The sequence below is a fragment of the Rhodocyclus purpureus genome, assembly GCF_016653115.1.
Taxonomy (GTDB): domain Bacteria; phylum Pseudomonadota; class Gammaproteobacteria; order Burkholderiales; family Rhodocyclaceae; genus Rhodocyclus; species Rhodocyclus purpureus.
Genome location: NZ_NHRX01000018.1, coordinates 95,658 through 108,816, shown reverse-complemented (window position 1 = coordinate 108,816; position 13,159 = coordinate 95,658). Strand labels below are relative to the sequence as shown.

General features: G+C 67.7%; 10 protein-coding genes. 7 read left to right on the top strand and 3 right to left on the bottom strand.

Features of this window, described 5'->3' with window-relative positions; all coding sequences use genetic code 11:
• The 3 genes from CCR84_RS03995 to CCR84_RS03985 all read left to right on the top strand — a co-directional run.
• Positions 1–293, top strand: a 293-nt coding sequence (locus CCR84_RS03995; RefSeq protein WP_201209879.1) for a F0F1 ATP synthase subunit delta, incomplete at its 5' end; no start/stop codon positions are given.
• Positions 283–1,806 carry a F0F1 ATP synthase subunit alpha gene (locus CCR84_RS03990; protein WP_201209877.1) on the top strand — a complete coding sequence of 508 codons (1,524 nt, stop codon included), beginning with the start codon at positions 283–285 and terminating at the stop codon, positions 1,804–1,806. The genes CCR84_RS03995 and CCR84_RS03990, both read left to right, overlap by 11 nt.
• Entirely contained in the window at positions 1,790–2,647 is an 858-nt protein-coding gene (locus CCR84_RS03985) for a F0F1 ATP synthase subunit gamma (RefSeq protein WP_201209874.1), read from the top strand. Before CCR84_RS03990 ends, CCR84_RS03985 begins: the two co-directional genes overlap by 17 nt.
• 42 nt (positions 2,648–2,689) lie before the next feature.
• On the opposite strand, the gene CCR84_RS03980 is transcribed toward CCR84_RS03985, so the two are convergent.
• The 3 genes from CCR84_RS03980 to CCR84_RS03970 form a co-directional block, all read right to left on the bottom strand.
• Positions 2,690–2,884, bottom strand: a complete 195-nt coding sequence (locus tag CCR84_RS03980) for a hypothetical protein (RefSeq protein WP_207186202.1) — start codon at positions 2,882–2,884, stop codon at positions 2,690–2,692.
• A 375-nt stretch (positions 2,885–3,259) separates the two neighbouring features.
• Positions 3,260–5,797, bottom strand: a complete 2,538-nt coding sequence (gene glgP, locus CCR84_RS03975) for an alpha-glucan family phosphorylase (RefSeq protein WP_201209871.1) — start codon at positions 5,795–5,797, stop codon at positions 3,260–3,262.
• Positions 5,794–8,196, bottom strand: a complete 2,403-nt coding sequence (locus CCR84_RS03970) for a phosphoketolase family protein (RefSeq protein ID WP_201209870.1) — start codon at positions 8,194–8,196, stop codon at positions 5,794–5,796. The genes glgP and CCR84_RS03970 overlap by 4 nt, the downstream gene beginning before the upstream one ends.
• 234 nt (positions 8,197–8,430) lie before the next feature.
• On the opposite strand from CCR84_RS03970, the gene CCR84_RS03965 reads away from it, so the two are divergent.
• Genes CCR84_RS03965 through CCR84_RS03950 form a run of 4 tightly spaced genes read left to right on the top strand, consistent with a single transcriptional unit; the run spans position 8,431 to position 13,128 of the window.
• Positions 8,431–9,888, top strand: coding sequence for an efflux transporter outer membrane subunit (locus CCR84_RS03965; RefSeq protein WP_201209869.1), 1,458 nt, complete (start codon positions 8,431–8,433; stop codon positions 9,886–9,888).
• Positions 9,885–11,180, top strand: coding sequence for an efflux RND transporter periplasmic adaptor subunit (locus CCR84_RS03960; protein ID WP_201209868.1), 1,296 nt, complete (start codon positions 9,885–9,887; stop codon positions 11,178–11,180). The genes CCR84_RS03965 and CCR84_RS03960 overlap by 4 nt, the downstream gene beginning before the upstream one ends.
• Complete coding sequence (locus CCR84_RS03955; RefSeq protein WP_201209867.1) at positions 11,177–11,926, top strand: ABC transporter ATP-binding protein; 750 nt, start codon at positions 11,177–11,179, stop codon at positions 11,924–11,926. The genes CCR84_RS03960 and CCR84_RS03955 overlap by 4 nt, the downstream gene beginning before the upstream one ends.
• Entirely contained in the window at positions 11,920–13,128 is a 1,209-nt protein-coding gene (locus CCR84_RS03950; protein ID WP_201209865.1) for an ABC transporter permease, read from the top strand. Before CCR84_RS03955 ends, CCR84_RS03950 begins: the two co-directional genes overlap by 7 nt.
• Positions 13,129–13,159: the final 31 nt, after the last annotated feature.

Sequence of the window (13,159 nt, the reverse complement as noted above, 5' to 3'; positions counted from 1 at the left end):
CCCCAAATGGCATAAAACGACCTAGATATGTTCGTTATGCGCCTGACAACCTCTATTTCTGCACAAAATTTAGGCAGATTGCCCCAAATCCACCTGCCGACGGACTCAAGTCCGACAGGCTGCTAGGCCAAGGAATCGCGCTAAATTTCGTCGTCGATCCCGCGCTGCTCGCTGGCGTGCGCCTGTCGCTCGGCGCCTGGCAGCTCGACTTCAGTCTGGCCGGCGAACTGGCTTTCTTTGCGCAGGCGTCGACGTCGGGTGAATGTGCGGAGGCCACGCATCGTGCCCAGTGAGTTACGCGATGGCTTGCGCGTTGCGTTGCCCGATGAGGCAAGTGAGCCGCCTGGCAGCGCATGGCGTTCCGACTACCGGCCGCAACTGCGTATCAGCGAAGTCGGCAAGCTGGTTGCCATCGGCGACGGCATCGCCCGCATCGAAGGACTGCCTTCGGCGGCCATGGATGAAATCCTGAGCTTCGAGGACGGCAGCGAGGCGCTGGTCTTCGATCTCGGACGCACGCGCATCGGCGCCATCCTGCTCAACCAGCGCGAGGGACTGGCAGCAGGCAGCTCGGCCAGTCTCACCGGGCGACGACTCGACATCGGCGTCGGCGATGCTTTTCTCGGTCGGGTGGTGGACCCGCTGGGACATGCGCTCGACGGCGGTTTGCCCATCCAGTGCAGCCGCCGGCGAGCGCTGGAGGTCTCGTCGCCGCCGATCACGGCGCGGGATTTCGTGCACAAGCCCCTGCTCTCCGGCAACAAGATGATCGACACGATGATCCCGATCGGCAAGGGCCAGCGTCAGCTGATCATCGGCGACGCGGGCACCGGCAAGAGCTCGCTCGCGCTCGACACCCTCGTCGCGCAGAAGGGGCGCGATGTCCTCTGCGTCTATGTGCTGATCAGCCAGAAGCGTTCGGCGGTGGTCGCCACCATCGAAACCCTGCGCGAGGCCGGCGTGCTCGACATTTCCTGCGTCGTGGTCGCCGAGGCCACGACCACGCCCGGACTGAAATTCCTCGCGCCCTTCGCCGGCTGCGCCCTGGCCGAAGAGTGGATGGGCGCCGGGCGCGACGTGCTCGTCGTCTATGACGACCTCACCACCCACGCGCGCGCCTACCGCGAGCTCTCGCTGCTGCTGCGCCGGCCACCGGGACGCGAGGCCTACCCCGGCGACATCTTCTACCTGCACTCGCGCCTGCTCGAACGCTCGACCTGTCTGGCAGCAAGTCTCGGCGGCGGCAGCATGACGGCGCTGCCGATCGTCGAAACCGAACAGGGCGAAATCGCCGCCTACATTCCGACCAATTTGATCTCGATTACCGATGGCCAGATCTACCTCGATCCGGCTCTGTACGCACGCGGTTTCCTGCCCGCGATCGACATCACCCGCTCGGTATCGCGAATCGGCGGCAAGGCGCAACTGCCGGCGATCAAGAGCGAAGCCGGCCGCATGAAGCTCGATTTCCTGCAGTTTCTCGAACTGGAGGTGTTCACCCGTTTCGGCTCGCGCTTGGAAGCCAGCGTCGACGCCAAGATCCGGCGCGGTCGTCTGTTACGCGAACTGCTCAAGCAGGACCGTCTGGCACCGCTGTCGCCCGAGCAGCAGATGGCCTGGCTGGTCGCCTATGGTGACGAGTTCTTTGACGGACTCGAAGGAACAGCGGTTCAGGAGCGCCTGCGCTCGCTGCTCGAACAAGCCGCCGGCAAGACCCCGGAACTGTCCGCGGGCGCGGAGGCCTGGCACGCCGCCGTCGCGGCCTGGTTACCCGCCGAGGTGAAGGTCGATGAGCCGTCGGCGTGAGATCGCCCGCCGTCTCGACGCGCTCGCCGACATCGCCGGCATCATGTCGGCGATGAAGGGACTGGCGCTGATGGAAGTGCGCATCCTGAGCGACCTGATCGCCAGCCAGCACCTCATGGTGGCGGGAATCGAGGCCGCCGCCGCCGAGTTTCTCGCGGCGCACGGCGAATTCGCCAGCTCGCCGAGCCCACTGCGCGAACTCTGGATCCTGGTCGGATCAGAACAGGGCTTCTGCGGAGATTTCAACGAATCCCTGCTGGCACGGATGGAGTCGCTGTGCCAGGACAAGGATGCCCCACCACGCTGGGTGGTGGTCGGGCGCCGCCTGGCGTCGCGAATCGGCGAACGCGACTGCGTCGAACACGCCCAGGCGGGGGCAAGCGTCGCCGACGAGGTGCCGGCAGTCCTGCTCCGCCTGACACGCGAAGTGAGCCGGATTCTCGCCCGCCCGGAACTGGCAGGCTTCGGCCTGTCGGCGCTCTACCACTGTGTCGGCACCGGTGAGATCCGCCTGCGCCCCCTGCTGCCGCTGCGCGATCTGCCGCCGACCGAGCGCGCTCTTCCTTACCCGGCAGAACTGAATCTCGCTCCGGAAGTATTCATGCGCGGACTGACCGGCCATTACCTGTACGCAGCGCTCAACCAAGTGCTCTACGCTTCGCTGATGACCGAGAACCAGCAGCGCGAGAAGCACATGGATCAGGCGCTGCGCCGGCTCGACGAAGACAGCGCGCGCCTGAAACTCAGCTACAACATGCGGCGCCAGGAAGAAATCACCGAGGAGATCGAGCTCATCCTGCTCTCGGCGGGGATGCTGAAGGAGGACGAACGCGGCGGCTGAGCTGCACCTTTGCGCGAGATCGAGCAGCTCAAACTGCGCACATTACTGTCTTGACGCGGGGATCCACTTCAGGACGAGCTTCACGACACCGCGCGTTGTCGGATCAGCCTTGACCCAGGCACCGACCAGAGCGTCTGCCCTGCCGATGTTGTTGACCGCTGCCGTCTCGGCAGAAGCCGTCGCTTGCGGCGCAGCGAAGTCTTCAAAGGCATTGGATGCGTACTTTGGCGTCATCATTCTCTCCTTGAATATCAGAGATTTTCATCTGCCCGACCGCTCTGCTTGAGGTGCAACCAGAGCGCCATAAAAATGACATCCGGCAATACGAAAACAGTATAGTCAGTTACGATGAGCGCCTCAATATCTATTTTGCATTTATTTCTGTCATTTGAATGCAGCGAATCGCCGTCTGCCGCGGCCGCCATAGGTCGGGTTAGCGCTGGGAAACCCGAGTATTGACCGTTGGCGGCAAACTCCGCGACGGTGGCGGTAGTACCGGATGCGGGCCGGCGCCGGCCAACACGGGCAGCTTGGCCTCCTCGCCGCACGCCGACAAGACCAGAAGTAGCGCCGCGACCGAACAAGACGCGAGTGCCCGGGGCGCCCACAGGATCAGCTTGAAAACCACCCGATCAGCCCGAGTTCGGCGGGCAGCACGGCTTCCGGGTGCGCGGGGACGACGCGCGGGGTGTAGTGCTCGGCGGGCCGGTCGGCCGGGACCAGGGCAACGTAGAGGAAGCCGCCGGTCGCGCCGCTGAGAGCATGGTCGCGGCGCATGTCGACGACGAGCGGCTGCCCGGGCGTGCTTTCGGCGTAGAGCTGGACGGCGACCGCGTCCGGATCGATGTCGCCGAGGTAGACCTGCACGCGGAAGCAGTGACCGCCCTCGCCCGTTTCGACCTCGCGGTTGCCCCAGTGGATGAAGGGCCAGTGCTGGATCAGTGCGCGGCTCCAGGCCTGCAGTTCGCTGGCCAGGCGGTGCCGGTCGGCGCGGCGCCTGCGGAAGCTCTCGGCAGCGGGCAGGTAGCGCTTTTCCAGGTACTCGGCGAGCATCCGGTTGCTGGAGAAGCGCGGCGTCAGCGCCGACAGGCTCGCGCGGATGCGCGCCACCCAGCGGCCCGGGATGCCCTCGGTGTTGCGCTCGTAGAACTCGGGAACCACCTGCTGTTCGAGCAGCGCAAAGAGTTGCTCGGTCTCGGCCTGATCCCAGCCGGTGTCGGCGTGCTCGTGGCCGTCGCCGATCGCCCAGCCGACCTCGGGCGAGTAGGCTTCGGCCCACCAGCCGTCGAGTTCGGAGAGGTTGAGCCCGCCGTTGACCAGCACCTTCATGCCGCTGGTGCCGCTCGCTTCCCACGGCCGGCGCGGCGTGTTGATCCAGATATCGACACCCTGCACCAGTTCGAGCGCCAGCGCGATGTCGTAGTCCTCGATGAAGACGACGTGCGAACGGATCTCGGGACGCCTGGCGAACTGCGCCCACTGGCGCACGAACTCGTGCCCTGGCTGGTCGCGCGGATGCGCCTTGCCGGCGATGATCAGCTGCACCGGGTGCGAGGGGTTGGTGAGCAGGCGGACGAGGCGCTCGGGCTGCGCCAGCAGCATCGTCGGCCGCTTGTACTCGGTGAAGCGGCGCGCGAAACCCAGGGTGAGCACGTTCGGGTCGAGCACTTTCCGGACTTCGGCGGCCGTCTCCACGCTCTCGCCGCGCTGGCTGACCTGCAGTTCCAGGCGCTTGCGCGCATACTCGATCAGGTCGCGCCGCTCGAAGGCGCGGAAATCCCACAGTTCGGCGTCGCTCAGCTTGGCCACCAGGTCCGGCAGATGCTCGTGCGCGCCCAGCCAGCGCGCCTTGCCGCAGGCGTCGGTCCACAGGCGGTCGGCCCAGGGCGAGTCCCAGGAGGGGACATGCACGCCGTTGGTCACGTGCCCCACGGGCACCTCGGCTTCGGGCCAGCGCGGGAAGAGCAGCGCGAAGATCGTCCGGCTGACGCGTCCGTGCAGCTCGCTGACGCCGTTCAGGCGCGCGCAGCAACGTGCGGCGAGGTAGGCCATGTTGAACCTGCCCTCACGATCGTCCGGATTCGCCAGCCCGAGCGCCAGCATCAGCGATCCCTCGATGCCGGCACGCCGCGCGTAGTCGGTGCCGTACTTCTGCAGCAGTGGTACCGGGTAGGTGTCGAAAGCGGCGGCGACCGGAGTATGCGTGGTGAATACGTTGCCGCCGCGCGTCGCCCACAGCGCGGTCATGAAGTCGCAGCCCTCGCGCTCGGCGAAGCTGCGCGCGCGCTCGAGCGTGGCCAGCGCCGCGTGGCCTTCGTTGAGGTGACAGACGTCGGGGTCGAGGTCGAGCGCCTGCAACGCGCGCCAGCCGCCGACACCGAGGACGATCTCCTGCATCAGGCGAGTCTCGCCGTCGTCACCGTAGAGCTTGGCGGTGATGCCGCGGTCGAACGGCGAATTGAGCGGGTCGTCGCTGTCGAGGAGGTAGAGCGGGATGCGGCCGACATCGACGCGCCAGATGCGTAGCCGCAGGCTGCGTCCCGGCAGCTCGATGGCCACGCGCAGCGGCGTCCCCTCGGCGTCGGTGACGAGGCGTACCGGCAGCGACGAGACTTCGTTGAGCGCATAGATTTCGAGCTGCCTGCCGTCGGCATCGAGCATCTGGCGGAAGTAGCCTTCGCGATAGAAGAGCCCGACCGCGACCAGCGGAACGCCCAAGTCGCTGGCGGTCTTCAGGTGGTCGCCGGCGAGCACGCCGAGTCCGCCGGAGTACAGCGGCAGCGCGTCGGAGAGGCCGTACTCCATGCTGAAGTAGGCGATCAGCGGCGGCGGATCGAGCGGCGTCCTTGGCGACGAACTGCGCTCGAACCAGCTCTCCCGCGACAGGCAGTCGCACTCCTGCCGTTCGAGCTGCTGCAGGCGGGCGATGAATGCCTCGTCCTGGGCGAGTTGGGCGAGCCGGCTGCGCGGCGTGTCGCGGATGACCAGGACGGGGTTGCGCGTGCGTCGCCAGACCTCCTTGTTGAGCGCCTCCCAGACGAAGTCGGCGGAGTGGCTCCACACCCAGCGCAGGTTGAAGGCCAGCGGCTCGATGCATTGCAGGACCTCCGGCCATTGCGCCGTCAGCGACAGGTGCGCGGCCGGGCTCATGGCCGCCCCCAGCGCCAGTCGCGCAGCTCGGGGCGGTCGACGCCGTACTCGTGCGCGTAGTTGCGGCAGTCGATCTGCAGGTCGCGCAGCTTCTCCTTGACGTGCGCGCCGGCCACCTGCAGCCGCGGCACGCGGTCGATCGCGTCGATTGCCAGGCTGAAGCGGTCGGTCTGGTTGTTGATCGCGAGTTCGAGCGGCGTGTTGATGTTGCCCTTCTCCTTGTAGCCGCGCACGTGCAGGTTGGCGTGGTTGCGCCGCCGGTAGGCCAGCCGGTGGATCAGCCAGGGGTAGCCGTGGAAGTTGAAGATGATCGGGCGGTCGGTGGTGAACAGCGAATCGAAGTCGCGGTCGGACAGTCCGTGCGGATGCTCGCTGGCCGGCGTCATCCGGTAGAGGTCGACGACATTGACGAAGCGGATCCTGAGGTCCGGGAAATGGCCGAGCAGGATTTCGGTCGCCGCCAGCGCTTCCTGCGTTGCGACGTCACCGCAGCCGGCGATCACCAGGTCCGGAAGCGAGCCGGCGTCGCTGCTCGCCCACGGCCACAGTCCGATGCCCTTGCTGCAGTGGCGGACGGCCTCGTCCATCGACAGGTACTGCAGGTGCTTCTGCTTGTCGCAGACGATCACGTTGATGTTGTCGCAGCTCTTCAGGCAGTGGTCGGCGACGGCGAGCAGGCAGTTCGAGTCGGGCGGCAGGTAGATGCGCGTCACCGCCGGGCTCTTGTTCACGACGAGGTCGAGGAAACCGGGATCCTGGTGCGTGAAGCCGTTGTGGTCCTGACGCCAGACGGTCGAGGTGATCAGGAGGTTCAGGGACGAAACCGGCGCCCGCCACGGGATCTGCCGGCTCATCGCCAGCCACTTGGCGTGCTGATTGAACATCGAGTCGATCACATGGACGAAGGCTTCGTAGGTCGAGAAGAAGCCGTGGCGGCCGGTGAGCAGGTAGCCTTCGAGCCAGCCTTCGAGCGTGTGCTCGGAGAGCATCTCCATGACGCGGCCGTCGGCAGCGAGTTCGCCGCCGTCCGCATCGACGGGCAGGAGGTCGGCAAGCCAGGTCTTCTTGCTCGCCTCATAGACCGCCTGCAGCTTGTTCGAAGTCGTCTCGTCGGGGCCGAAGACGCGGAAGTTGTCGGGATTCCCGAGCAGGATGTCGCGCAGGTATTCGCCGAGGCGACGCGTGTTCTCGGCCTCGCTGCGTCCACGCTCGGAGACCGTCACCGCGTAGTCCTGGAAGTCGGGCAGGCGCAGGGCACGGCGCAGGCGGCCGCCGTTGGCGTGCGGGTTGGCGCTCATCCGTCTCTCGCCGGAAGGCGCCAGCGCGCGCAGCGCCGGGTCGAACCTGCCCTCGGCCGAAAACAGCTCCTGCGGCCGGTAGCTCTGCAGCCACTGTTCGAGTTGCGCGAGGTTCTGCGGGTTGTCGCGGACGTCGGCGAGCGGAACCTGGTGCGCGCGCCAACTGCCTTCGACCTGGTGCCCGCCGACCCGCGCCGGCCCGGTCCACCCCTTCGGGCTGCGCAGTACGATCATCGGCCAGCGCGCGCGCCGGGCGAAGCCGCTGCTGCGGGCTTCGAGCTGGATCTGCCGGATGTCTTCGACGCAGCGCTCCAGCGTCGCTGCCATCAGCGCGTGCATCGTCGCCGGGTCGTCGCCCTCCACGAAATGCGGCGTCCAGCCGTAGCCGCGGAAGAGGTTGTCGAGCTCGTCGTGCGAGATGCGCGCCAAGAGCGTCGGGTTGTTGATCTTGTAGCCGTTCAGGTGCAGCACCGGCAGGACGGCGCCGTCGCGCAGCGGATTGAGGAACTTGTTCGAGTGCCAGGCGGTGGCCAGCGGCGCCGTCTCGGCCTCGCCGTCGCCGACGACGACCGCGACCAGCAGTTCGGGGTTGTCGAAGGCCGCGCCGAAGGCGTGCGCGATGCTGTAGCCGAGCTCGCCGCCCTCGTGGATCGACCCGGGCGTCTCCGGGGTGCAGTGGCTGCCAATGCCGCCGGGGAAGGAGAATTCCTTGAAGAATTCCCTGAGTCCGGCGAGGTCCTCGCCCTTGTTCGGATAGACCTCGCCGTAGGTGCCTTCGAGCCAGACCGGGGCGAGCACGCCCGGTGCGCCGTGACCGGGGCCGGCGAGGAAGATCGCGTCGAGGTCGTACTTCCTGATCAGCCGGTTGAGATGCACGTAGATGAAGCTGAGGCCGGGGCTGGAGCCCCAGTGGCCGAGCAGGCGTTGCTTGATGTGCTCGGGGCGCAAGGGTTCCTGCAGCAGCGGATTGTCCTGCAGGTAGATCATGCCGGCGGCGAGGTAGTTGCAGGCGCGCCAGAAGGCATCGATCCCTGCCAGCTCGCCGGGACTCAGGTTCGCGCCACCCGGATCCGGCGCCGATTGCGCTGCACTGTCGTCCATGCTGAAGTCCTCCCTTGGTCGAAGCGGATCCGCCGCCAGGTCTGGCGGGAAACCAGTCCTGATTATGGCCGTCATAATCGCCAATGTCATCAATCTTCCTGTATGCGGGGCGCGCCAGGACCGTCCCTGCTGCGACGTCTGCCGGCCTCCCGAAGAAAGGCGGATGCCGCGCGCGTGTTTACCGGCGGTTTTCGCGGTAGGATGAAGGGTTACCTTGCCGGCATCGGAGAATAGATGAACAGAGCTGTCTCAGGCCTGCTGATAATTTGCGCTGCCTCCCTGTCGGGTTGCACGCAGCTGCCGTCGCTCGGCCCGGACTTCCGCTCGCCCACCCTGCAGCTCCCCGAGCGCTGGGCCAACGCCCCGGCGGCCGGCAGCGCGAGCGCCCATTTGTCCGACTGGTGGCGCCAGTTCGGCGACGCGCAACTCGATGCGCTGATCGACGAAGCACTGCAGGGAAGCCTCGACCTGCAGCTGGCGCAGGCGCGCCTGCGCCAGGCACGCGCCCTGCGCGAACAGGCGATCGGTGGCTTCTTCCCGACCCTTTCGGCCTCGACCGGCGCCAGCGACAACTCGCCGGCAATGAACAGTCTGGCGACGCCGACCGTCTACGACGCCGGCTTCGACGCGAGCTGGGAAATCGACATCTTCGGAGGCTCCCGGCGCGCGCTCGAAGCGGCGACTGCCGAGCAGGAGGCGAGCGCCGCGTCCCTCGACCAGGCGCGCGTCTCGCTCGTCGCCGAAGTCGCGCGCAACTACGTCGAACTGCGCTCGTACCAGCGCCGGCTGCAGATCGCGATCGACAACCTGGCGAGCCAGAGCGAGACGCTGCAGATCACCGACTGGCGCTACCAGGCCGGGCTCGCCGCGGCCAGCGACGTCGAGCAGGCGCGCACCAGCCGCGAACAGACGCGTGCCTCGCTCCCCGACCTCGAGGTCGGCATCGCCAACGCCGGGAACCGCCTCGCCGTGCTGCTCGGTCTCAATCCCGGAACGCTGCGCGAGCGGCTCGCCGCGCCGGCGCCGCTACCCGAGTTGCCGGATTCGGTCGCCACGGGGATCCCCGCCGACGTCATGCGCCAGCGGCCCGACCTGATCGCCGCCGAGCGCAAGCTCGCCGCCGAGACCGCGCGCGTCGGGCAGAAACTGGCGCAGCGCTTTCCGAGCCTCAAGCTCGGTGGCTCGTTCGGCTGGCAGGCATACAGCTTCGCGGCGCTCGGCGGTGCCGACACCCTCGCCCGTGGCGCCAGCGCGACGCTGGCGGCGACCCTGTTCGATGGCGGCCGCCTGCGCACCGCGGTCGAGGTGCAGAGCGCGGTCCAGGAGCAGGCGCTGATCAGCTACCGCAGCAGCGTCCTCGGCGCGCTCGAAGAGGTCGAGAATGCCCTGAAGGCCTACGCCGCCGGGCGCGACCGGGTCGATGCACGGCGCGCCGCCGCCGTCGCCGCGCGCAACGCCGCGCAACTGGCGCGGCAGATGTACCAGTCAGGGCTCGCCGACTTCCAGAAGGTGCTGGAGACCGAGCGCACGCGCCTGTCCACCGAAGACAATCTGGCGAGCGCCGAAGCCGGCATGCGCCTGCAGCTGATCGCGCTGTACAAGGCGCTCGGCGGCGGCTGGGCCCTCGCCGCGCAGCGCCCGGACGCCGGCGCAACCTCCCCCGCACAACCCACCGCGCAGAACGCATCATGACCGACACGCCCGAAAAATCGCGCGACGAGCTCGTCGCCATCCTTGAATCGGCACCCCAAGGCTTGCTCACCGGCAGGAAGCTCTGGCTGGCGGTCGGCGCGGGCGTGCTCGTGCTGCTCGCGCTCTTCTGGATCTTCGCCTCGGGCAACAAGAACGGCAGCGGCCAGTACATCACCGAGGAAGCGACGGTCGGCAAGCTAGTGGTGACGGTCTCGGCGAGTGGCACCCTGCAGCCGACCAAGGCGGTCGATGTCGGCAGCGAGATGTCGGGGATGCTCGCCAGCGTCCTCGTCCAGGAAAACGACAAGGTGACGAAGGGTCAGCTGCTCGCCCAACTCGACACGGCCAAGCTCAAGGACGCGGTCACCAAGTCGCAGGCGTCACTGGCTTCGGCACAGGCCGCGGTCGCGCAGGCGCAGGCGACCGTCGCCGAGGCGAAGGCCTCGCTGTCGCGGATGCGCCAGGTGGCCGAGCTTTCCGGCGGCAAGGTGCCGGCCAAAACCGAGCTGGAAACCGCCGAGGCGGCGCTGCAACGCGCGCAGGCCAACGAAGCGAGCGCACGCGCGTCGGTGGTGCAGGCCCAGGCGGCGCTGAAGACCGACGAAACCAACCTCGCCAAGGCGACGATCCGCTCGCCGGTCGACGGCGTCGTGCTCACGCGCAAGGTCGAACCGGGACAGACCGTGGTCGCGGCGATGACCATCCCGGTGCTGTTCACGCTCGCCGAGGACCTCTCGCGCATGGAGTTGCAGGTCAAGGTCGACGAGGCCGACGTCGGCCACGTGCAGCTCGGCCAGGCCGCGACCTTCACCGTTGCCGCCTGGCCGGGCAGGAAATTCCCGGCGAGCATCAAGCGCGTCGGCATCGGTTCGACGATCAGCGACAACGTCGTCACCTACAAGACCGTGCTCGACGTCGCCAACGACGATTTCGCGCTGCGTCCCGGAATGACCGCGACCGCGTCGATCGTCACTGCCGAGCGCGAGAGCGTGCTGCTGGTGCCGAACGCGGCGCTGCGCTTCACGCCGCCACAGGCGAGCGCGCCGAAGCAGGGCGGCGGCAGTTTCGTCGGCAGCCTGCTGCCACGCCCGCCTTCGGAGCAGAAGCGCGTGACCGTGAGCGCCGCGCCGGGCGCGGCGCAGGTCTGGGTCCTCGGCGAAAAGCCGGAAAGCGAGCCGCAGGCCGTCCCGGTCAGCATCGGGGTCAGCAACGGTCGCCTGACCGAGGTGCTCGGCGGCGAACTGAAGGCCGGCATGGCGGTGATCACCGACTATCAGGAAGCGAAGCGATGAACGCGCCGGCGGCGAGCGACGCACTGATCGAGCTGCGCGGCATCACCAAGACCTATGGCCAGGGGCCGGCTGCCTTCCAGGCGCTGCGCGGCATCGACCTCTCGATCGCCGCCGGCGAGTTCGTCGCCGTGATGGGGCCTTCCGGGTCGGGCAAGTCGACGGTGATGAACATCGTCGGCTGCCTCGACACGCCGACCACCGGCGAATACCTCTTCCGCGGCATCCACGTCGAGAAGCTGCAGCGCAACCAGCGCGCGCTCCTGCGTCGCCACAGCCTGGGCTTCGTCTTCCAGGGCTTCAACCTGCTGGCGCGCACCTCGGCGCAGGAGAACGTCGAGTTGCCGCTGCTCTACCGCGGCGAGGAAGCGGCGGCGCGGCACGCGGCGGCGCGCGCGGCGCTGGCTCAGGTCGGGCTCGCCGGCTGGGAGTCGCACACGCCGGCCGAGCTTTCCGGCGGCCAGCAGCAGCGCGTCGCGATCGCGCGCGCCATCGTCACCCGCCCGCTGGTGCTGCTTGCGGACGAGCCGACCGGCAACCTTGACAGCCGGCGCGGGCACGAGATCATGGACCTGCTGGTGCAGCTCAACCGCGAACAGGGGATCACCGTGGTCATGGTCACCCACGAGGCCGACATGGCGGCCTATGCCAGCCGCTGCGTGCATTTCGTAGACGGGCTGGTCGACATCGACGAATCACGCGCGCAGCGTCCCGCCGGGGTCAGCCGGCAGGAGGGACCGACATGCTGATCAACGCGCTCCTGCTCGCGCTGCGCGAGATCCGGCGCAACCTCCTGCGCTCCTTCCTGACCGTGCTCGGCATCGTCATCGGCGTCGCCGCGGTCATCACCATGGTCACGCTCGGCAACGGCGCGACGCAGATGGTCTCCGACCAGATCTCCAGCCTCGGCAGCAACCTCCTCGTGCTGCGTCCGGGACAGAGGATGGGACCGGGACGCGATACCGCCGGCTCGCCCAACTTCAAGAAGTCCGACCTCGAGGCCATCCGCACGCAGGTTAACGGTCTGGAGGTGGTGGCACCGGTCGCCGGCAGTTCGGCGACGCTGGTTGCCGGCAACAACAACTGGTCGGCGACGATCAACGGGACGACCAACGACTACCTGTTCGCGGGCAACTGGAAGATCGGCGCCGGTCGCGAGTTCCAGGACGACGAGGAGCGTGCCGGCAAGGCCGTCTGCATCATCGGCGCGACCGTGAGGCGGGAGCTGTTCGGCAGCCGCAACCCGCTCGGCGACGAGATCCGCGTCAAGACATTCAGCTGTCAGGTCGTCGGCCTGCTCGCTGCAAAGGGCCAGGGCGCGATGGGGATGGACCAGGACGACATCGTGCTGATGCCGCTGGCGACCGTACAGCGCCGGCTGACCGGCAACCCGGACGTGCCGACGGCGCTGATCTCGCTCAAGGACAACGCCGAGCCGGCGGCGGTGATGGCGCAGATCCGCTCGCTCTTGCGCGAGCGGCGCAAGCTCGCCGAGAACGAGGCTGACAACTTCACGGTGATGGACACCAAGCAGATCGCCGAGACGCTCTCCGGGACGATCCGCACGATGACGGGCCTGCTCGGCGCCGTCGCCGCGGTGAGCCTCCTGGTCGGCGGCATCGGCATCATGAACATCATGCTGGTATCGGTCACCGAGCGCACGCGCGAGATCGGCATTCGCCTGGCGATCGGCGCGCTCGAACACGAAGTGCTGCTGCAGTTCCTGATCGAGGCCGTGGTGCTCTCGGCCTTCGGCGGGCTGGTCGGCATGGTCCTCGCCTTCGTCGCCTGCTTCGGTCTCTCCTCGCTGCTGGGGATGCCCTTCCTCTTCAACCCGGGGATCAACCTGCTCGCCTTCGGCTTCTCGGCGGCGATCGGCGTGATCTTCGGCTTCGTCCCGGCCAGGCGCGCCGCGCAACTCGACCCGATCGTCGCCCTCAGGCACGAGTGAGTTGCGGCGCTGACTACGGGAACGAGCAGGC